The sequence below is a fragment of the Rhizobacter sp. P2_H3 genome (genome assembly GCF_056403355.1).
The window spans coordinates 1-20,752 of the sequence record NZ_JBFUFQ010000027.1 but is presented as its reverse complement, the minus strand read 5'-3'; the positions used below and the strand labels follow the sequence as shown (position 1 = coordinate 20,752).

At 69.3% G+C, this 20,752-nt stretch carries 17 protein-coding genes; 6 read left to right on the top strand and 11 right to left on the bottom strand.

Annotated elements, in window-relative coordinates:
• The first annotated feature begins 12 nt into the window (after positions 1-12).
• Complete coding sequence (locus AC1D1T_RS08020; protein WP_477991733.1) at positions 13-2,610, top strand: PQQ-dependent sugar dehydrogenase; 2,598 nt, start codon at positions 13-15, stop codon at positions 2,608-2,610.
• Between the two features lie 2 nt (positions 2,611-2,612).
• Here the strand turns inward: AC1D1T_RS08020 and xerD are convergent, their stop codons facing one another.
• Both xerD and AC1D1T_RS08010 read right to left on the bottom strand, forming a co-directional pair.
• The gene (gene xerD, locus AC1D1T_RS08015; RefSeq protein WP_477828946.1) at positions 2,613-3,521 is read right to left on the bottom strand and encodes a site-specific tyrosine recombinase XerD; all 909 of its coding nucleotides are present in this window, start codon (positions 3,519-3,521) and stop codon (positions 2,613-2,615) included.
• On the bottom strand, positions 3,522-4,499 hold the full coding sequence (locus AC1D1T_RS08010) for a tripartite tricarboxylate transporter substrate binding protein BugE (protein WP_047506185.1): 978 nt from the start codon (positions 4,497-4,499) through the stop codon (positions 3,522-3,524).
• 144 nt (positions 4,500-4,643) lie between these two features.
• Between AC1D1T_RS08010 and AC1D1T_RS08005 the strand changes: the two genes are divergently transcribed.
• Entirely contained in the window at positions 4,644-5,546 is a 903-nt protein-coding gene (locus tag AC1D1T_RS08005; protein ID WP_477991732.1) for an AEC family transporter, read from the top strand.
• A 108-nt stretch (positions 5,547-5,654) separates the two neighbouring features.
• Here AC1D1T_RS08005 and AC1D1T_RS08000 read toward each other — a convergent pair whose 3' ends face one another.
• The 4 genes from AC1D1T_RS08000 to queG form a co-directional block, all read right to left on the bottom strand.
• Positions 5,655-7,880: a TonB-dependent receptor gene (locus AC1D1T_RS08000; protein ID WP_477826085.1), complete on the bottom strand. Its 2,226-nt coding sequence runs from the start codon at positions 7,878-7,880 to the stop codon at positions 5,655-5,657.
• A gap of 77 nt (positions 7,881-7,957) precedes the next feature.
• Positions 7,958-9,001: a purine-nucleoside phosphorylase gene (locus AC1D1T_RS07995; protein WP_465113377.1), complete on the bottom strand. Its 1,044-nt coding sequence runs from the start codon at positions 8,999-9,001 to the stop codon at positions 7,958-7,960.
• Entirely contained in the window at positions 8,998-10,029 is a 1,032-nt protein-coding gene (locus AC1D1T_RS07990; RefSeq protein ID WP_477991731.1) for a 5'-methylthioadenosine/S-adenosylhomocysteine nucleosidase, read from the bottom strand. The genes AC1D1T_RS07995 and AC1D1T_RS07990 overlap by 4 nt, the downstream gene beginning before the upstream one ends.
• Before the next feature lie 64 nt (positions 10,030-10,093).
• Positions 10,094-11,188, bottom strand: a complete 1,095-nt coding sequence (queG, locus tag AC1D1T_RS07985) for a tRNA epoxyqueuosine(34) reductase QueG (RefSeq protein ID WP_477991730.1) — start codon at positions 11,186-11,188, stop codon at positions 10,094-10,096.
• Here queG and tsaE point away from each other — a divergent pair, their 5' ends adjacent.
• Positions 11,189-11,677 (top strand): tRNA (adenosine(37)-N6)-threonylcarbamoyltransferase complex ATPase subunit type 1 TsaE, encoded by a 489-nt coding sequence (tsaE, locus tag AC1D1T_RS07980; RefSeq protein ID WP_477826088.1) that lies wholly within the window; start codon positions 11,189-11,191, stop codon positions 11,675-11,677.
• Entirely contained in the window at positions 11,674-13,041 is a 1,368-nt protein-coding gene (locus AC1D1T_RS07975) for an N-acetylmuramoyl-L-alanine amidase (RefSeq protein ID WP_477845084.1), read from the top strand. The genes tsaE and AC1D1T_RS07975 overlap by 4 nt, the downstream gene beginning before the upstream one ends.
• Position 13,042: 1 nt before the next feature.
• Here the strand turns inward: AC1D1T_RS07975 and AC1D1T_RS07970 are convergent, their stop codons facing one another.
• Both AC1D1T_RS07970 and AC1D1T_RS07965 read right to left on the bottom strand, forming a co-directional pair.
• Positions 13,043-13,687, bottom strand: a complete 645-nt coding sequence (locus AC1D1T_RS07970; RefSeq protein WP_477826944.1) for a DedA family protein — start codon at positions 13,685-13,687, stop codon at positions 13,043-13,045.
• Between the two features lie 53 nt (positions 13,688-13,740).
• On the bottom strand, positions 13,741-15,372 hold the full coding sequence (locus AC1D1T_RS07965) for a cation:proton antiporter (protein WP_465113383.1): 1,632 nt from the start codon (positions 15,370-15,372) through the stop codon (positions 13,741-13,743).
• A gap of 44 nt (positions 15,373-15,416) precedes the next feature.
• On the opposite strand from AC1D1T_RS07965, the gene mutL reads away from it, so the two are divergent.
• Both mutL and AC1D1T_RS07955 read left to right on the top strand, forming a co-directional pair.
• Entirely contained in the window at positions 15,417-17,297 is a 1,881-nt protein-coding gene (gene mutL, locus AC1D1T_RS07960; RefSeq protein WP_477991729.1) for a DNA mismatch repair endonuclease MutL, read from the top strand.
• A 2-nt stretch (positions 17,298-17,299) separates the two neighbouring features.
• On the top strand, positions 17,300-17,893 hold the full coding sequence (locus tag AC1D1T_RS07955) for a MarC family protein (protein WP_197066902.1): 594 nt from the start codon (positions 17,300-17,302) through the stop codon (positions 17,891-17,893).
• 59 nt (positions 17,894-17,952) lie between these two features.
• On the opposite strand, the gene AC1D1T_RS07950 is transcribed toward AC1D1T_RS07955, so the two are convergent.
• From AC1D1T_RS07950 to AC1D1T_RS07940, 3 genes are all read right to left on the bottom strand, one after another.
• Entirely contained in the window at positions 17,953-18,921 is a 969-nt protein-coding gene (locus AC1D1T_RS07950; RefSeq protein WP_477842189.1) for a porin, read from the bottom strand.
• Between the two features lie 186 nt (positions 18,922-19,107).
• Complete coding sequence (locus AC1D1T_RS07945; protein ID WP_477991728.1) at positions 19,108-19,860, bottom strand: amino acid ABC transporter permease; 753 nt, start codon at positions 19,858-19,860, stop codon at positions 19,108-19,110.
• 18 nt (positions 19,861-19,878) lie between these two features.
• Positions 19,879-20,748, bottom strand: coding sequence for a basic amino acid ABC transporter substrate-binding protein (locus tag AC1D1T_RS07940; RefSeq protein ID WP_047506211.1), 870 nt, complete (start codon positions 20,746-20,748; stop codon positions 19,879-19,881).
• Positions 20,749-20,752: the final 4 nt, after the last annotated feature.

Here is a 20,752-nt window from a genome sequence, read left to right as displayed (position 1 = left end):
AGGGAGCAACCCATGAAGCTTCTCACCCGACTGCGCCGCCTGTGCGGCGCCCTCGCGGCCGGTGCACTGCTCGCCGGCCCCGCGCTGGCGGCCAGCGTGCCGACCGGCTTCGTCGACGCCCAGGTTGCCACCGGCCTCACCAGCCCGACCTCGATGGCGGTGATGCCCGATGGCCGCGTGCTGGTGGTGCAGCAGAACGGCATCGTGCGCATCATCAAGAACGACGCGATGCTGGCGGCCAACTTCCACGCCTTCGCCAACGTCGACTCGAGCAACGAGCGCGGCTGCCTGGGCGTGGTGCCCGATCCCGCGTTCGCGACCAACCACTACGTCTACTTCTACTGCTCGACGGTGGTCGGCAGCGTTTCGCGCAACCGCGTGATCCGCGTCACCGAGGCAGCCGACACCGTGGTGGCCGGCAGCGAACGCGTGGTCTTCGAGCTGCCCGACATCCCGAGCGCGACCAAGTGGCACATGGGCGGCGCGATGCGCTTCGGCACCGACGGCAAGCTGTACGTCGCGGTCGGCAACCACGAGGACAACCCGCAGCCGGTCGCCACCTCGAACTCGCAGAACCTCGCGAGCGCCTTCGGCAAGGTGCTGCGCATCAACGCCGACGGCACCATCCCGTCGGACAACCCGTTCTTCAACAACGCGAGCGCATACAAGGCCAACTACATGCTCGGCTTCCGCAACCCGTTCGTGCTGGACATCCAGCCGACTACCGGCGCGATCGTGATCGGCGATGTCGGCCAGGGCAGCTGGGAGGAGATCAACCGCGGCCAGGCCGGCGGCAACTACGGCTGGCCGGCGGTCGAGGGCACCGGCAGCAATGCCTCTTACATCAACCCGATCTACGCCTACTCGCACTCGGTGGGCTGCTCGATCACCGGCACGCAGTTCTACAACCCGGCCACCGCCCGCTTCCCCGCGAGCTACGTGGGCCAGCTGTTCTTCGCCGATTTCTGCAACGGCACCATCAAGTCGCTGAGCCTCGCGTCGCCGACGGTGATCAACAACTTCGCGAGCGGCATCGGCAACCCGACCAACATCGGCGTGTCGCCGAGCGGCGCGCTGTACTACCTGGCGCGCAACCAGGGCACCGGCACGCCGGCGCCGGGCGCGGGCACCGTCAGCAAGATCAGCTACACCGGCAGCCAGGCCCCGGCCATCACCGCGCAGCCGCAGAGCATCACGGTGTACGTCGGCACGGCGGCGACCTTCAGCGTCGGCGCCGATGGCGCGACCAGCTACCAGTGGCAGCGCAACGGCGCCAACATCCCGGGCGCCACTGCCAGCAGCTACACGCTCGCGACGACGACGGTCAACGACACCGGCGCGAGCTTCCGTGCGGTGGTCACCAACGCGTCGGGCAGCGTCACGTCGAACGCGGCGACGCTGACGGTCACGACCAACCGCTCGCCGACCGCGACCATCCTGACGCCGGCGGCCGGCGCGGGCTTCGCGACCGGCGACGTGGTCTCGTACTCCGGCAGCGGCAGCGACCCGGAAGACGGCACGCTGCCGGCGAGCGCGTTCACCTGGAAGGTCGATTTCCAGCACGACTCGCATGCGCACTCGTTCGTGACGCCGGTCAGCGGCGCATCGAGCGGCAGCTTCACGGTGCCGGACTTCGAGGCGACCGAGGCCAACATGTGGCTGCGCATCACGCTGACGGTGCGCGATTCGTCCGGCGCCACCGCGACCGCGACGCGCGACATCATTCCGCGCACGCCTGTCAGCCAGCTGCCGGTGGTGGGCACGCCCGCCAACGGCTGGGGGCCGTACGAGGTCGACCGCAGCAACGGCGAGCAGGGCGCGGCCGACGGCCGGACGATCACGCTCGCGTCGGTGCCGTACCTGAAGGGGCTGGGGGTGCATGCACCGTCGGACATCAGCTTTGCGCTGAACGGCAGCTGCAGCGGCAGCTTCCTGAGCGACCTGGGCGTCGACGGCGAGGCCGGCAACAACGGCTCGGTGGTGTTCCAGGTCTGGCTGGACGGCGTGCTGGCCTACGACAGCGGCGTCACGCGCGGTGGCGAGATCCGCAAGAAGGCGCTGGTCAGCGTGGCCGGCAAGAACACGCTGCGGCTGGTGGTCACCGATGGGGGCGACGGCGTCGGCAACGACCACGCGGACTGGGGCGGCGCGCGCGTGACGGGCTGCGGCACGACGCCGCCGGTCGCGACGATCGGCAACCTGGCGGTGTCCGATGGCGCCAACTCGGCGGCCTGGTCGGTGCAGTCCAACCTGCAGGTCGGCAACACCGTCTATGGCGACCGCACGTTCACCGTGGCCAGCCTGCCGGTCGCGGTGGCCGGCGGCCGCTGGGTGCGCACCGCCAACGCGTCGAAGTCGTACACCGGCACGCCGCTCGCGAGCTTTTCGCTGAGCGCGGCGGCCGATGTCTACCTGGCGTTCGACAACCGCGGCGCGTTGCCGTCGTGGGTCGACAGCAGCTGGGTCGACACCGGGACCGACCTGACGACCTCGGAGGGCGGCACGACCCGCGCGTTCAGCATCTTCAGGAAGCGCCTCAACGCCGGCACGGTGACGCTGGGGCCGCTGAACAACGCGGGCATCAGCATGTACCTGGTGATCGTGAAGTAGCGTCAGCCGCGGGGGTGGTGGGCGGCGTGAAGGGCCTTCAACCGCTCCCGCGCGACGTGCGTGTAGATGGTGGTGGTGGAGATGTCCGCATGCCCCAGCAGCATCTGCACCGCGCGCAGGTCGGCGCCGTGGTTCAGCAGGTGGGTCGCGAACGCGTGGCGCAGCGTGTGCGGCGACAGCGGTGGATGGATGCCGGCCTGCAGTGCGTACTTCTTGACGAGCTGCCAGAACATCTGCCGTGTCATCGGCCCGCCGCGGCCGGTGACGAACAGGGCGTCGCTCGCCTGGCCCTTCAGGATGTCGGCGCGCGCCTCGTCGAGGTAGCGCCGCAGCCACGCATGCGCCTCGTCGCCGAACGGCACGATGCGCTCTTTCGAGCCCTTGCCGGTGACGCGCAGCGCGCCATCCGAGAGCCCGAGGTGCACGGCTTTCAGCGTGACCAGTTCACTCACGCGCAGCCCGCTCGCATACATCAGTTCGAGCATCGTGCGGTCGCGCAGGCCGAGCGGCGTGTCGACATCGGGCGCCTTCAGCAGCGCCTCGACCTGGGCTTCGCTCAGCGTCTTCGGCACGCGCAGCGGCTGGCGCGCGGCCAGCAGCTTCAGCGTCGGGTCGGCGACGACCAGGTGCTCGCGCAGCGCCCAGCGGAAGTAGCGCCTGAAGACCGCCAGGCGCCGGTTCGCGCTGGTGGCCTTGCCGGCGACCTGCGTCACCGCGTAGGCGCGCAGGTCGGTCTCGGTGCTGGCGTTCAGCGCCTTCTTCGGCTCTTTCGCGAGCCACTGCGCGTACAGCGCCAGGTCGCGACGGTAGGCCGCCAGCGAGTTGGCCGCGAGGCCGTCCTCGATCCACAGCGCGTCGATGAAGCGGTCGATCGCGCCGTGGCTTTCCGTCAGTTCAGGCGAGGCGTTCAATCAATCCAGCTTGAGTTTCTGCTGCGCGACGACCTTCTTGTACACCTCGTACTCGGCCGCGATCTGGGCCGCGAACTGCTCCGGCGTGTTCGCCACCAGCAGCGAGCCGGTCTCCTCGATGCGCTTCTTCACCGCCGGGTCTTCCAGCGTCTTCTTCACCGCAGCGCTCACCTTGTCGACGATGTCCCTGGGCAGGCCCTTCGGCCCGTAGATGCCGTAGAACGCCATGCGGTTGACGCCCTCGAAGCCGACCTCCTTGAAGGTCGGCACGTTGGGCAGCACGGCCAGGCGCGTCGGTGCCGCGACGACGATCGGGATCAGCCGGCCATCCTTGATGAAGGGCAGGGCGGAGGGCAGGTTGTCGAAGATCATCGGCACCTGGCCGGCGATCGTGTCGTTCAGCGCCGGGCCCGCACCGCGGTAGGGGATGTGCGTGACGAAGGTGTTGGAGAGGCTCTTGAACAGCTCCATCTGCAGGTGGCCGATGCCGCCGGTGCCCGAGCTGCTGAACGAGTACTTGCCGGGGTTCTTCTTCAGCTCGGCCAGGAAGCCGGCGAAGTCCCTGGCCGGGAAGCTGGGGTGCACCGCGATCACGTTCGGCGTGGCCGCCACGTTGATGATCGGCGTGAAGTCGGTGATCGGGTTGTACGGGATCTTCGCGTTGATCGCCGGGTTGGCCGCGGTCGTCGACACGGTGGCCACGCCGAGCGAGTAGCCGTCGGGGGCGGCCTTCGCGATCTCGTTGGCGCCCACCGAGCCGCCGCCGCCGGCCTTGTTCTCGACGATCATCGTCTGGCCCAGCGGGCCGTTGATCTTCTCGGCCACCACGCGGGCAATGATGTCGGTCGTGCCGCCGGGCGCGAAGGGCACGACCAGCCGCACCGGCTTGGTCGGGTACGCCTGGGCCTGGGCGCCGCCGTGGATGGCGAGCAGCGCGCTCGCGAGGGCAGCGGCGGCGATCAGTGTTCTGCGTTGCATGGTGTCTCCTGTTGCGGATGAGTCGAAGCACGAAACGAGGGGCATTGTGAGCGATCCTGCTCCCGTCGCCGGACGGCGGCAGTGTGGAAACTACGAAGCGGGAAAGCACGAGGGAGCGGGGTGTCACTGGCACACTCGGGCCGCATGTCGAATGCCCTGCTGCTGCTGCCCGATTTCCTGCTGATCGTCTGCGGCTTCTGCATCTGCCGCTACACCGCGCTGGACCGCCCCGTCTGGGAGGCCGCCGAGCGGCTCGTCTACTACGTGCTGTTCCCGGTGCTGCTGTTCAACTCCATCGTGCGCAGCCCGCTGCAGCCGGCGCAGACGCTGAGCCTCGCGGCCAGTGGCGTCGGCATGCTGGGGGTGGGCATTGCACTGTCCTACGCGCTGCGACGCTGGCCGGGCGTCGATGCGCGGCTGCATGCGTCGGGCGCGCAGACGGCGTTCCGCTTCAACTCGTTCATCGCACTGGCGCTGGCCGAGCGGCTGGGTGGCCAGCAGGGTGTCGCGTGGATGGCCTTGCTGATCGCGCTGGGCGTGCCGCTGTGCAACGTGGCGGCGGTGTGGCCGCTGGCGCGCCATGGCGGGCATTCGTATGCGCGCGAGATCGTGCGCAACCCGCTGATCGTCAGCACGGTGGCGGGGCTGCTGGCCAATCTGGCGGGGCTGCAGTTTCCGGAGGCCGTCGCGACGACGTTGCAGCGCATCGGGGTGGCGGCGCTGCCGGTGGGGTTGATGGCGGTGGGGGCCGGCCTGCGGGTGGCGGGGCTGCGGGCCGCGCCGGGGCTGGCAGCGRCCTTCCTGTCGATCCGGCATGCGGTGCTGCCGGCGGTGGCGATCGGGCTGACGGCGGTGCTGGCGCTGCCGCTCGCGCAGCGGGACATCGTCGTGTTGTTCGCGGCGATGCCCACCGCGTCGAGCGCCTATGTGCTCGCCGCGCGCATGGGCGGCGACGGGGCCTACGTGGCCGGCCTCGTCACGCTGTCGACGCTCCTCGGGATGCTGAGCATCCCGATATGGCTTGCGGTGCTCGCGGCGCTGCCTTGATCCGAGCAAGCGCAGCGAGCGACCCATCAAGCAACGCGCCGGGGAACTGGCTTTGCCAGGCCCCTGGCGTGGCGCCCCTTGGGGGCAGGAGCGAAGCGACTGGGGGGCTCAGAAACTTGCCTTGAACTGCGCGCCGAAGGTGCGCGGCTCGTTGACGAACCCCGTCAGGTTGTTGAAGTCGATCCCGCCGACGACCTGGATCTCGTTCGTGATGTTGCGCGCGAACACCGCCGCCTCGTACTTGCCGTTGGCCCACTGGTAGCCCAGCCGCAGCCCGCCGGTCAGCAGCGACTTGCCGGTGAACTCCGTCGACTCGTACAGGAAGAAGTTGATCTTGCTGCGGTACGACCAGTCGGTGTAGACGAAGTACTCGCCGCCCGATGCCGTCGGCACGCCGTAGCGCAGCGTCACGTTGCCGATCCACTTCGGGGCTTGCGGCAGCGGGTTGCCGTCGATGTGGTACGTGCCGGCCACCGTGCCGGCCGGGTCGGTCACCGTGCACTGCGCACAGCCGGCCACGACGAGATCGCCGTCCTTGATCTTCGTCATGTTGTAGCTGCCGTTCAGGCCCAGCAGCAGCGTGTCGGTCAGGTACGCGTCGAAGTTGAACTCCACGCCCTGGCCCTGCGCCTTCTTCGCGCTGACCAGCGTCGTCACGTTCTGCGAGCCGCCCACCGCGCTCAGCTGCTGGTCCTTCACGTCGTAGTGGAAGACGCTGACCGAGGTGCGCGCCCGCTTGTTCCACAGGTCGGCCTTCACGCCGGCCTCGTACGAGGTGTTGGTTTCCGGGCCGGCCTTCGACTGCGGGCCGAAGGCCGAGGCGTTCTGCAGGCTCGAGGCGCGGAAGCCGGTCGCGACCCGGGCGTACAGGTTCACGTCGGGCGTCAGCGTGTAGGTGCCGCTCAGGTCCCAGTTGACCTTCGAGTCCTTGGTGTCGGCGGTGGTGCCGGCGCTGCGGTCGATCGCCGTGTCGGCGGAGGTCGTTGCAAGGGTCTTCTCGTCATGCGTGTAGCGCAAGCCGCCGCGCACGTTCAACTGCGGCGTGAACTGGTAGTTGGCCGAACCGAACACCGCCCAGGCGTTGTTGACCTGCGTGGTCTGCACCGAGGTGTCCGGGCCRTGGAAGATCGTGTCGTAGCTGACGCTGTTGATCAGGTAGCGCTCGCGGAACAGGTAGACCCCACCCTGCCACTTCAGCGGGCCGCCGGTCAGTGATTCGAGGCGGAACTCCTGCGAGTACTGGCGGTGGCCGTTCAGCGCGTCCGAGGTCTCGCTCGAGAACGGGATGAAGCCGGGGCCGTTCACGCCGCCCCCCGGTGCGTACGGGGCGCCGTAGCCGCCATCGACGTCGCCGCGGCTGTAGGTGTACAGGTGCTCGAAGCCGGTAATCGAGTTCAGCGCCACGGTGTCGAAGGCCCAGCGCAGCCGCAGGCTGGTGCCGAAGTTCGACAGCGTCTGCTCGTTCTTGCCGTCGATCGTCACCGACTTCTCGTCGAAGCCGTCGACCAGGTCGTTCGTGCCCGGCTTGATGATGTTGGCGCGGAACAGCCGCGCCGTGCCCTTCAGGTCGCGCATGTGCACGTTGCCGAGCGCGCTGAAGCTGCTGCTCGGCTGGTACAGCGCCTGCAGGCGGATCGCGTTGTCGTCGTAACCCTCGAGCTTGTCGGTCTGCGCCGGGCGGTAGTTGTTGTCGACCCAGTCGTCGCGGTGCTGCGACTGGATCGACACGCGGGCCGCGAAATCCGGGCTCGCCGACGCGTTCCACGCGCCTTCGAGGTTGGTGGTGCCGAACGTGCCGTAGCTGATGCTGCCGTAGCCCTCGTTCTTCTTCAGCTGCGGCTTGACCGATTCGAACTTCACCACGCCGGCCGGCGTGTTGCGGCCGAACAGCGTGCCCTGCGGGCCGGCCAGCACCTCGATGCGGTCGAGGTCGAAGGCCGGGAAGCCCTTCAGGATCGGGTTCTCCTGCACCACGTCGTCATAGATCAGCGAGACCGGCTGTGACGCGTTCAGGTGGAAATCGGTGTTGCCGTAGCCGCGGATGTAGAAGCGCGGGAAGGCGCGGCCGAACGACGACTCGATGTTCAGGCTCGGCACGCGGCCCGACAGCATGCGGATGTCTTCGCCGGACGAGTTCAGCACGTCGAGCTTCTCGCCGCCGAGCGTCGAGATCGACATCGGCACGTCCTTCGCGTTCTCGCTGCGGCGCTCGGCGGTCACGGTGACCGGGGCCAGCACGCTGGTTTCCTGGGCCTGGGCGGCCAGTGCGGCCAGGGCCAGTCCGATGCAGAGGGAGGCGCGGGTCAGCGCGAACGGGGCCGCTTGTTGGGGCATGGGTACATCCGTGTGGGTGAGGGAATGGAGGGCAACAGCAACTGCCATGCCACGTTCAGGTGCATCGGGGCCGCCGCTCAGGGCGCGGGCACGCCGACGCGCCACTGGTCCCAGTGCGCGACGATGTCGGTCACCAGCGGCCCGCCGGCCGCGACCAGGTTCTGCGTGGCCGGCACGAAGCCGCCCGGCGTGCCGGCCGTCGACGCCATCAGCGACGCATACGCGCTCTGCCCCGAATGGGGGCGGTCGAAGTTCGAGGCGGTGCGCAGCACGGCCAGCCGCTTCAGGTCGACGCGGCCGGCGGCCGCCGCCCGGGCCAGCGCGTTGTAGGTGGCGTTGTCCTCCTGCTGGGTCGTGCAGTAGGTGCCCTTGCCGTCGGTCAGCAGCCGGGTCCAGGCGCGGGCGTGCTCGCCCAGCTTGTCGCCATGCCACCAAGTGTCGCCGCCCAGCGTATCGCACTGGGTCACGGTGGGCGGCTTGCGGGCCGCCGCCTGCTTGTAGCGCTTGCGGTAGGCCTTCGCGGCGTCGCTGTCGGCGAGCTTCGCGTTCCTGCTGAGCGCCAGCGCCTTCTGCAGCAGCGCCTCGTCGAGCTGCGCGAGCTCGGTGTGGTAGTCGAACTTCGGCTTCTCGCCGGGGCCCTTGGTCATGATGCCGAAGTAGCCCGAGGCCCAGCCCTTGGGCATCTCGCGTGCATCGAGTTCGTGCGCGATGCCGACATCGACCAGGTAGCGCGCCCATGCCGCCGTGCCGAGCGTGCCGCGCGCCGGGTCGATGCCCGCGATGCCGGCGATCAGGAAGTACGTCTGCCGCAGGTCGAAGCGCGGGTCGAGCGTGACGGCCATCGTGGAGGCGGCGACATTGGCGTGCCCCATGCCGGCTGTCAGCAGGCACACGTCGTCGCTGTTGCAGCGCAGCGCCGGGCTCTCGGGCAGCAGGCCGGGCACCGGGATGGCCTCGGTCAGCTTCATCGGCGCTATCCACGGCGCGGCCTCGGGCTCGAACATCGCGATGATCAGCACCTTCAGCGGGCGCGGGGCGGGGGCCGGGGTTGGTGTCTGGGCTTGCGCCTGGGCCAGCGAGGCGGCCGCGGCCAGCAGCAAGGCAAGGATCGTCTTCTTCATTTCGGTTGTCTCCGGGGAGTGGCGCGGGCCTTCCAGGCCTCGAGGAAGGCCATCGTGACGGCCGCTTCGTTGGTTTCGGCCAGCCCGCTCGAGAACAGCGCGCCGACGTCGGCGTTGAACTCCTCCGCGCCGGCCAGGTCGCTGAGGCTGCGGAACGCGATGTAGGGCACGCCGTTCGCGTGGGCCACGTGCGCGAGCGCGKCGGTCTCCATCTCGAAGGTCTCGGCCTGCAGCTGCTCGAACAGGTAGCTGCGGTAGGCCGGGTTGGCGAGGAACAGCGTGCCCGACACGCCGCGCCCGCCGACCACCACGCGCGGCTGCGTCGCGACGCACAGCTTCGGGTCCGGCTCGGCCACGCCCGGCGTGAAGGCCTTGGGGCCGCAGCGCGCCAGCGCTGGCCGGATCGCGCGGGCGACCTCGAGCATCGCCGGATCGGCCTCGTAGTCGAAGCGGAACTCGCCCTGCGGCGCGCGCTCGCGGCTCATCACGAAGTTCTGCCGCATGAAGAGCCCGCCGACCGGCGCCGCGCCGACGAAGGGCGGCACCGGTTTGCCGTCGGCCTCGGCGAGCTTCAGGCCGAGGCAGCTCACGTCGCCCGGGGCGCCGCAGGGTGCGGGCGGCGTGCCGTCATGGTTCCAGTACACCTCGAGCGGCATCGCCCAGCGCTCGGGCACGATCACGTCGCCGACGTGGTGGGCCGGGTTCACGCCGCCGCTGATGCCGCTCATGATGAGCCGCTGCACGTGGAAGTGGTCCAGCATCAGCTGCGTGACCATCGTCGAGTTGATCATGCTGACGCCGCTCAGCACGATGACGACCCGGTTGCCGCGCAGCGTGCCGGTCGTGAAGCGGTTGCCGTTGACCGTGAAGCTGCGCCGGCCCTGGGTGTTGGCGACCAGGATGTCGGCCTCGGCGCCGAAGGCCGAGACGATGCCGATGCGCGGCGTGCAGTCGCTCAGGCAGCGTGGCGCGGCATGCGCGGGGAGGGAGAGGACGAAGGCGAGGAGCAGCAGCAGGCGGGCGATCATCAGGGGCAGTTCGGTGGGGACAACATCGGATTGAGCAATGTTCGTGCCGTTCGACTGCCACGGATCACGCGGAGAGCGCCCAGTCTATGTGCTCTCGCACCAGTTCGTCAGCCCCCTCGCGCTCCGCCTGCAACGCCTCCACCAGCGCCGCGCGTTCGGCAGCCGGCGTGGCCGGGTCGCGCAGCGCGTTGCCGATCGCCACCGCGAGGTTGCGGCGCCAGCGCTGGTGGCCGATGCGGCGGATCGCGCTGCCTTCGGTGTGGCGCAGGAAGTCGGCCTCGGTCCAGGCCCACAGGCTGCGCAGCGTCGGCGCCGCGAGCGCGTCGCGCACGTCGAAGTCGGGCAGCGGGCTGCGCTGCGCGTACTTGTTCCAGGGGCACGCCAGCTGGCAGTCGTCGCAGCCGTAGATGCGGTTGCCGATCGCCGGTCGCAGCTCGACCGGGATCGGCCCCGCGTGCTCGATCGTCAGGTACGAGATGCAGCGCCGCGCATCGACGCGGTAGGGCGCGACGATGGCGCGCGTCGGGCAGACGTCGATGCAGGCGCTGCAGCTGCCGCAGTGCCCGGTGACCGGGGCCGACAGCGGCAGCGGCAGGTCGACGTAGATCTCGCCGAGGAAGAACATCGAGCCGGCCTCGCGGTGCAGCGTCAGCGTGTGCTTGCCGCGCCAGCCGATGCCGCTGCGCGACGCGAGCTCGACCTCGAGCACCGGTGCCGAGTCGGTGAACACGCGGTGGCCGCGCGGGCCGACGGCCTGCTGCAGGCGGTCGGCGAGCTTCTGCAGCCGGTGGCGCAGCACCTTGTGGTAATCGCGGCCGCGGGCATAGACCGACACGGCGGCCTGCGCGGGCGAGGCGAGGCGCTGCCATTCGACGGCCTGCCAGTCGTCGGGTGTCGCGTCGGGGAGATAGTCCATGCGCGCGGTGATCACGCGCACGGTGCCCGGCACCAGTTCGGCGGGGCGGGCGCGCTTCAGGCCATGCGCGGCCATGTAGCCCATCTCGCCATGGAAACCGTCGCGCAGCCACGCCAGAAGCCCTGCCTCGGCGGAGGACAGATCCACATCGGCGACGCCGATCTGTGAAAATCCGAGCGCGAGGCCCCAGTCGCGCAGCTGCGCGACCAGGCCATCACCGTCCAACTGCTGAGCTTCGGTCATTTGACGATTCTAGAAACCCGATCGCTGCCCTGGCCCGACGAGGCCGCCTGCGCCGCCACCGCGCAGCGGCTGGCGGCGCATCCCTCGCTGCGCCATGCCTTCATCGAACTGCACGGCCCGCTGGGGGCCGGCAAGACCACCTTCACGCGCCACCTGCTGCAGGCGCTCGGCGTCACCGGGCGCATCAAGAGCCCGACGTATGCGGTGATGGAGCAGTATCCGCTGCCGGGCGCACCGGTCATCTCGCATTTCGATTTCTACCGCTTCGAGGATCCGCAGGAGTTCGAGGACGCGGGCTTCCGCGACGTGTTCGGTGCCCCTGGGCTGAAGATCGCCGAGTGGCCGGAGAAGGCACAGGAGCTGCTTCCCGTGGCCGATCTGCGGATCGACATCGCGTTCGATGACGTTGACGCGGGCGAAGAGGGTGGGGGGCCGCGCCGCGTGCGCCTGGCCGCGCAGACGCCGCTCGGCGTGGAGCTGCTGGCATGAAGCGGCGCGCTGCGCTGCAAGGCCTCGGCAGCCTCGTGCTGCTGCTCGGCGCCAACGAGCTCGCGTTCGGCGCAACCATCGTCGCGGTGCGCGTCTGGCCGGCCGCCGACTACACCCGCGTGACGCTCGAGTCCGACTCGGCGCTGTCGGTCAAGCACTTCCTGGCCGAGAACCCGAACCGGCTGGTGATCGACATCGATGGGCTGGAGCTCAGTCCCGCGCTGCGCGAACTGGTGGGCAAGGTGCGTTCCGACGATCCGTTCATCGGCGGCGTGCGGGTCGGGCAGAACCAGCCGCGCGTCGTGCGCCTGGTGATCGACCTGAAGCAGGCGACCGCGCCGCAGCTGTTCACGCTGGCGCCGGTGGCGGCCTACCAGCACCGGCTGGTGTTCGACCTCTATCCGACCGAGGAGCGTGATCCGCTGCTCACGCTGATCAAGGACAAGGAGCAGGCCGAGCAGCGTGCGGCCCAGGAGGTGCAGGACGCCCTCGGCGAGTTCATCGGCAAGATCGGCCGGCCGCCGGACGTGAACATCAAGCCGCTGCCGGCGCCGGCGCCATCGCAGCCGCCGGTGGCCGCGGCCTCGCAGCCGCATGGCGGGCCGCTGGCGTCCGGTGCCGCCACGGTGCCGCCGATGTCGCAGGGGCGCATCGACCGGCTGATCATCGTCGCGCTCGACCCCGGCCATGGGGGCGAGGACCCGGGCGCGAGCGGTCCGAGCGGGCTGCACGAGAAAGACGTGGTGCTGCAGGTGGCGCTGAAACTGCGCGACCGCATCAACGGGCTGCCGGGCTTTCGCGCGATGATGACCCGCGACGCCGACTTCTTCGTGCCGCTGCAGGACCGGGTGCGCAAGGCGCGGCGCGTGCAGGCCGACCTGTTCGTGTCGATCCATGCCGATGCCTTCCTGACGCCGAAGGCGCGCGGCGCCTCGGTGTTCGCGCTGTCGCAGCACGGCGCGAGCAGCTCGGCGGCGCGCTGGATGGCCGACAAGGAGAACGCTGCCGACATGGTGGGCGGCGTCAACTTCAAGGCCAAGGACGCCGCGGTGCTGCGCGCGATGCTCGACATGAGCACGACCGCGCAGATCAAGGACAGCATGAAGCTCGGCAGCGAGGTGCTGGGCCAGATCGGCAAGGTCGGCAAGCTGCACAAGGGCAGCGTCGAGCAGGCCGGCTTCGCGGTGCTGAAGGCCCCCGACATCCCGTCGATCCTGGTCGAGACGGCCTTCATCTCGAACCCGGAAGAAGAAGCCAAGCTGCGCGACCCGCAGTACCAGCTGCAGCTGGTCGACGCGCTGACCACCGGGATCCGGCGCTACTTCGCGAAGAACCCGCCTCTCGCAAGGCAACGCCAGCTGTGAATCACGCTGTCTGGGCCCGCCGCGCTTTCCACGCCCCGAACAGCACCAGCAGCCCCGGCAGCAGGATCGCCCCCCAGATGATCTTGTCGAGGTGCTCCTTGACCCACGGGATGTTGCCGAACAGGTAGCCGGCCAGCGTCACGCCGCCGACCCACAGCACCGCGCCCGACACGTCGTACAGCGTGAACTTGCGGCGCGTCATCTGCGCGACGCCGGCGACGAATGGCGCGAAAGTGCGCAGGAACGGCATGAAGCGCGCGGCGATGATCGTGATGCCGCCGTACTTCTCGTAGAACGCATGGGCCTGCTCGAAGGCCTTCTTGTTGAAGAAGCGCGAGTTCTCCCACTGGAACACGCGTGGCCCGAAGTAGCGGCCGATCGTGTAGTTGCTCTGGTTGCCCAGGATCGCGGCCGCCACCAGCAGACCGATCGTCAGCGGCAGGCTCATCAGCCCCTTGGCACACAGCGCGCCGACGACGAACAGCAGCGAGTCGCCCGGCAGGAAGGGCATCACGACGACGCCGGTCTCGACGAAGATGATCAGGAACAGCAGCGCGTACACCCAGGTGCCATAGGCCGCGACGAAGTTCGCGAGGTGCACGTCGACGTGCAGGATGAAGTCGAGAATGAAGTGGGCGATGTCCATGGGCGGCGATTATCGGTGGTCGCAATTTGCGACCACCTCGGCCTCCGTGGCAACTACAGCAGCGTCTTGATCGCTCGCGCCATCTGCGCGCTCTGTTCGTCGCGCCCGTCGCTGACGAACTGCGCGCCGAACTCCTCCAGCCAGGCACGCTCGGCATCGGTGTTCGCGCTACCGCTGATCACGATGCGCGGGTTCAGCCGGCGCGCCTGCGTGCAGACCTGGATCTTGGCGCCCAGCAGCAGGTCGGCAACGACCAGCAGCCGCGCGTCGGCGATGCCGGCGGCCTCGAGCACCTCGCCGCGGGTCGGGTCACCGAACACCAGCGTCATGCCGGGCACCTCCTCGATGTCCGGATCGTGGTGCACGGCCGCGATCGCGATGCCGCCCTCGATGCAGCGCGCCGCGATGCGGCGCCCCAGTGCGCCGTAGCCGCACAGCAGCACGGCGGGCGCCGTGTGCCCTCCCTCGGCAACCGGCGCGGCCGTGGCTTCGACATGCGCCGCATCCGGCTCCGCGACCCGCTTGCCGATCCAGCGGAACAGCAGCGGGTTGACCGCGATCGAGACGATCGCGCCGACCACCAGCGCATCCATCGCCTCGCGCGGCAGCACGCCGATCGACAGCCCCAGGCTCGCGAGGATGAACGAGAACTCGCCGATCTGTGCCAGGCCCACCGCCACCGTCGCGCTGGTGCGCGAGGGCTCGCGCAGCACGCCGACGATCGCCACCGCGATCAGCGGCTTCAGCACCAGCACGATCGCGAGCACGCCCAGCACCATCCATGGCTGCTGCACGATGAAGCCCGGGTTGAACAGCATCCCCACCGAGACGAAGAACAGCGCCGAGAACACGTCGCGGAACGGCGCCATGTCGGCCGCCGCCTGCGGGCCGAAGCGCGACTGCCCGACCACCAGCCCGGCGAAGAACGCGCCCAGCGCGACCGACACGTGGAACACCTCGGCCGCCAGCACCGCGACACCCAGCGCGACGACGAACACCGTCAGCGTGAAAAGCTCCGACGACTGCGTGCGGGCCACCTTCTCGAGCACCCGGCCGACCACGCGCGTGCCGACCACGCCGACCAGCAGCGCGAACACGACGACCTTGCCGAGCGCCATCAGCAGCGCCATGCCCAGCGATTGCGTCGCACCGCTGGCGCCTGCGGCCGGCGGCGCGAGCAGCGGCAGCACCACCAGCGCGCCGACGGTGAACAGATCCTCGACGATCAGCCAGCCGACCGCGACATGGCCGTCGCGGCTCGCGAGCCGGTTCTGCTCGACCAGCATGCGCATCAGCACCACCGTGCTGGCCACCGCCAGCGCCATGCCGAAGATCGCGCCGGCCGCATGCGACCAGCCGAAGCCGCGCGCCAGCGCCCAGCCGGCCACGCCGGCCACCAGGCTCTGCCCGATCGCGCCCGGCACCGCGAGCTTCCACACCCGCAGCAGCTCCTGCGGGTGGAAGTGCATGCCGACACCGAACATCAGCAGGATCACGCCGATCTCGGCGAGCTGCGAGGCGAGGCCCGCATCGGCCACGAAACCCGGCGTGAACGGCCCCACGACGATGCCCGCGAGCATGTAGCCGACCAGTGTCGACAGGCCGATGCGGCGCGTCAGCGCCCCGAAGACCAGTGCAAAGGCCAGGCCGCCGGCCAGGGTKATCAGGAGGGTCAGGTCGTGCATCGGCGGATTATCACGACCCGTCGCGAGCCTCCTACAATTCCCCGATGAATGCCCTTTTGCAGCCCGCCCCACGCCGTCCGATCCGCGAGCTGCCCGACGAACTGATCAGCCAGATCGCCGCCGGCGAGGTGGTCGAGCGGCCGGCCTCGGTGGTGCGCGAGCTGGTCGACAACGCGCTCGACGCCGGCGGCCGCGAGATCACCGTGAAGCTGGTGGCCGGCGGCGTGCGCAGCATCCTGGTCGAGGACGACGGGCAGGGCATCCCGAGCGACGAGCTGCCGCTCGCGCTGCGCCGGCATGCCACCAGCAAGATCGCGTCGCTGGCCGAACTGGAGGGCGTCGTGACGATGGGGTTCCGCGGCGAGGCGCTGGCGGCCATTTCGTCGGTCGCCGAACTCGCCATCGCGAGCCGCACCGAGGGCGCGCCGCATGCGCAGCGCATCGATGCGCGTTCCGGCGAGCTGGTGCCGGCGGCACGCGGCATCGGCACCAGCGTCGAGGTGCGCGAGCTGTTCTTCAGCACGCCGGCGCGCCGCAAGTTCCTGAAGACCGACGCCACCGAGTTCGCGCACTGCCTCGATGCGGTGCGCCGCCATGCGCTGGCCCGGCCCGACGCCGGCTTCGCGGTCTGGCACGAAGGCAAGCTGTCCCAGCAATGGCGCCGCGCGACGCAGGCGCAGCGCGTGCGCGACGTGATGGGCGACGAGTTCGTCGAGCAGAGCTGCGAGGTGATGCTGGAGGCGGGGCCGATGCGCATCACCGGGCGCGCCGGCACGCCGGCCGCGGCCCGTGCCCGCGCCGACCAGCAGTACGTGTATGTCAACGGCCGCTACGTGCGCGACAAGCTGATCGCCCACGGCGTGCGCTCCGCCTACGAAGACGTGCTGCACGGCGGGCGCCAGCCGGCGTATGTGCTGTTCATCGAGATCGCGCCCGACCGCGTCGACGTGAACGTGCACCCGACCAAGATCGAGGTGCGCTTCCGCGATTCGCGCGAGGTGCACCAGGCGGTGCGGCGGGCGGTGGAGGGCGCGCTGGCCGCACCGCGTGCCGCCTCGGCGGCGGGTGACGAGGCCGGCGGCGTGGCGGGCGTGCTGCTCGCGTCGGAGCACCTGGCCGGGTATGCGGCCGTGCCGGCGGCGCGTCCGTCGTCGTTCGGCGGTGGCGGCTTCTCGCCACAGCCGATGCGCCCGCAGGTGCAGGGTGCGCTCGGGTTGCAGCAGGTGGCGACGCTGTGGGGCGGTGGTGAACCGGCACCGGCCGCGCGCCCTGCGCCGCTCGCTGCGGCACCGTCCCCGGTGCCAGCCTCGGCAGCATCCGCCATCGATTTCCAGCGCGACGAATGGCCGCTCGGCCGTGCCGTCGCGCAGATCGGCGGCGTGTTCGTGCTGGCCGAGAACAGCCACGGCCTGGTGGTCGTCGACATGCATGCGGCGCACGAACGCATCGTCTACGAGCGCCTGAAGGCCAGCCTCGGCAGCGCGGCGATCGAGAGCCAGCCGCTGCTGATCCCGGCCACCTTCGCCGCCACCGCGCAGGAGATCGCGACCGCGCAGGCGCAAGCCGACAACCTGCGCACGCTGGGGCTGGATGTCTCGGCGCTGTCGGCCACGACGCTGGCGGTGCGTTCGCAGCCGGCGGCGCTCGTCGGCGGCGACGTGGTCGAGCTCGCACGCAGCGTGCTGGCCGAGTTGTCGCAGTACGACGCCAGCAGCGTGATCCAGCGCGCGCAGGACGAGCTGCTGTCGACGATGGCCTGCCACGGCGCGGTGCGTGCGAACCGGCAGCTGACGATCGACGAGATGAATGCGCTGCTGCGCGACATGGAGCGCACCGAGCGCTCCGACCAGTGCAACCACGGCCGGCCGACCTGGCGGCAGATCACGATGAAGGAGCTGGACGCCCTCTTCTGGCGAGGCCGCTGAGCATGGACCACAGTTTCCTGTCGGCCTTCGTCCTGCTGCTGCTGGTGCTCGATCCGCTGGGCAGCCTGCCGATCTTCATCCCGATCATGCGCGAGGTGCCGAAGCACCGGCGGCGCTGGGTCGCGATGCGCGAGGTGGGCATCGCGTTCGGCGTGCTGTTCTTCTTCATGTTCTTCGGCAACGGCTTCCTGCGGGTGATGCACCTGTCGGAGCGTTCGCTCGAAGTGGCCGGCGGCGTGATCCTGCTGATGGTCGCGATCCGGATGATCTTCAGCCACGAAGGCGGCGTGTACGGCACGACCGAGGGCCGGGAGCCGCTGATCTTCCCGCTCGCGGTGCCGCTGCTGGCGGGGCCGTCGGCGATGGCCACCGTGCTGCTGCTGGCCTCGCGCCAGCCGGATCGCCTGCTCGACTGGGTGGCGGCGCTGACCGCGGCGATGGCGGTGTCGGGCGTGGTGCTGATGCTGTGCGACCGCATCCGCCGGCTGCTGGGCGACTCGGTCGTCTCGGCGATCGAGAAGCTGATGGGGCTGGTGCTGACGGCGATCGCCGTCGAGATGGTGCTGGCCGGCCTGAAGCGCTACTTCCTGGGCTGAAAGCAAAAAAGGCCGGTCTTTCGACCGGCCTTTCGGCTTCGACCTTGCGGGAGCAAGGATCAGAAGTTGTGGCGGATGCCGACAGCGAACGAGCTGAAGTCGTCGCCGGCCTTGGCGACAGAGTAAGCAGCCTTGGCCTTGTTGTCGACCTTCGTGTAGAAGGTGTAGACCTTGGTGCGCTTGCTCAGGTTGTAGTTGTAGGCCACGGTGGCTTGCTTGGCATCGGTGTCGCCGTTGCCGTCGACCTTGCCGGCCAGGCCGAAGTTCAGGTGGAATTCCGAAGCGCCGACAGCGTACATGCCCGACAGGCGGACGACGTTGATCTTGCCGTCGTTCGGAGCGAAGCTGGTGCCCAGCTCGGCGCGCTGGTAGTAGCCGCCGAACGTGAAGGCGCCCAGCGTGTACAGCGCGCGAACGCCGAACTGCTTGTCATCCTTGTTCTTCGAGAAGCCGGCACCCAGGGCCAGGTCGCCGACCGAGTAGTTGGCGGCGAAGTCATAGGCCTTCTCGGCACCCGCAGCACCTTCCGGTGCCGACACGGCGGCTTCCAGCGACAGGTTCTTCACGAACTCGGGGGCGCGGTAAGCGACCTTGTTCGTGTCGCGCATGACGTAGTTGTACAGCGCGTCCGACGAGGTGCCGGTGTCGTGGTTGTGCATGCTCACGTAGTCGGCCGTCGCGTAGTACGACTCGCTCGTGAAGTTGCCCAGGCGGATCGTGCCCAGCGCGGCGCTTTGCAGGAACACTTCCGACTGGCGGGCCCAGAAGGCGGTCTGGCTTTGCGTGCCGTTGTCGGCGTTGAAGCCGTGTTCCAGCTGGAAGCCGGCCTTCAGGCCGCCGCCCAGGTCTTCGACGCCCTTGAAGCCGATACGCGATGCATTGTTCTGCAGCACGGTCTTCTTGACGTCGCCGGTCTTCTGGTTTTCGATCGAGTCGTTCAGGCGGCCGTAGATGGTGACGCTGCTTTGTGCGAACGAGGCGCCGGCGGCAACGGTGGCCACGGCGGCGACGATGAGGGAGCGTTTCATGGATGCTTTCCTTGGGGTTGGGGATGGCGTGTATCTGCTGCACCCATTGCTTTTGTCTTGAAGGTGCAAGACGCAAATGTTATGCGGCGGAGGCTTCGATATGGAAAACCGAAGGCTCGAACACGCGAAACGCCGCCCGAAACGTTGTCATCAAACGACATTGACGCGCGGCCGAAGCCGCAGCGCTCAGCGCCCGCGCAGGTGAGCCGGGGCCTCGAGGCRTTTGGCCAGCATCGAGAGCAGCAGGGTCAGCACGAGGTACAGCGCCGAAATCGCGAGGTAGGGCTCCCAGTAGCGGGAGTAGGTGCCGGCCACGGTGCGGGCGGCCAGCGCCAGCTCGGCCAGGCCGATCGCCGACACCAGCGACGAGTCCTTGATGAGCGTGATGCCCTCGTTGACCAGCGCCGGCATCATGCGGCGGAAGGCCTGCGGCAGCACGATGAAGCGCATCGCCTGCGGGTGCGTGAAGCCCAGGCTGTAGGCGGCCTGGGTCTGCCCGAGGTGGATGCTCTGGATGCCGGCGCGGAAGATCTCGGAGATGTAGGCGCCGGCGTTCAGCGTCAGCGCGAGCGCGCCGGAGAAGAACGCGCCGTGGTTCTGGCGGAACTCGCGCGCCGCCTCGCCGCTGAGCAGCAGCCCGCCGTCCGGGTGGATCAGCGCCGGCATCAGCGCGAAATGCACCAGCAGGATCTGCACGAACAGCGGCGTGCCGCGGAAGAAGGTCACGTAGGCCAGCGTGAGCGAGCGCAGCCCGGCCAGGAACCAGCGCGCCGGCGCCGACTTCGGCGGCGGCGCATCGCGCGAGCTGCTGACCAGCCCGAGGGCGACGCCGAGCAGCAGCCCGGCGCCGATCGCGATCAGCGTCAGCAGGATCGTCGTCCACAGGCCCGACAGGAAGAGCGGCCCGTAGCCGGCCAGAATGCCCCAGCGCAAATCCATGACCGGCTCGGCGCGGGTTTACTTCGAGGCAGCCGAAGCGGCCGGCGCGGCCGCAGCCGGGGCGCCGAAGTACTTCGCGTAGATCTGGTCGTAGGTGCCGTCGGCCTTGATGTCGGCCAGGCCCTTGTTCAGCTTGTCGAGCAGCTCGGCGTTGCCCTTCTTGACGGCGATGCCGTATTGCTCGGGCGCGAAGGCCTTGTCGGCGACCGTCTTGAACTTGCTGTCGGCATTGTTGGCGACGTAGTTGATGACCACGCCGTTGTCGGCCACGACCGCGTCGACGCCGCCGGCTTCCAGCTCCTTCAGCGCGAGCGGGGTCGACTCGAAGCGCTTGATGTTGGTGCTGGTCTTGCCCTGCAGCTTGCTGACGACCTCGTCACCGGTGGTGCCGGTCTGCACGCCGACCTTCAGCTTCTTCAGGTCGTCGAACTTCGAGATCTTCGAGGTCTTCTTGACGGCGATCAGCTGCTGCGCGTCGAAGTAGGGGCCGGCGAAGTCCATCGTCTGCTTGCGCTCGTCGGTGATGGTGATGGCCGAGACCAGCAGGTCGCGGTCGCCCTGGCCGAGCGTGTTGAAGATGCCTTCCCACGGCGTGTTGGTGAACTTCACCTCGATGCCGGCCTTCTTCGCGATGGCGGTGACGACGTCGATGTCGAAGCCGACGATCTCGCCCTTCTCGTTCTGCGATTCGAACGGTGCGTAGGCGGCGTCGGTGCCGACGGCGTAGACCTTGGCGGGCGCCGGGGCCGGTGCGGAGGCGACGACGGCCGGTGCCGAGGCGGCCGGTGCGGCGGCGGTGGGCTCCTGCTTGCTGCAGGCAGCGAGCAGCAGGCCGGCGACGGCCAGGCCGGCCGTTTGCAGGAAGCGACGGGTGTTCAATGCGGTCATGCAT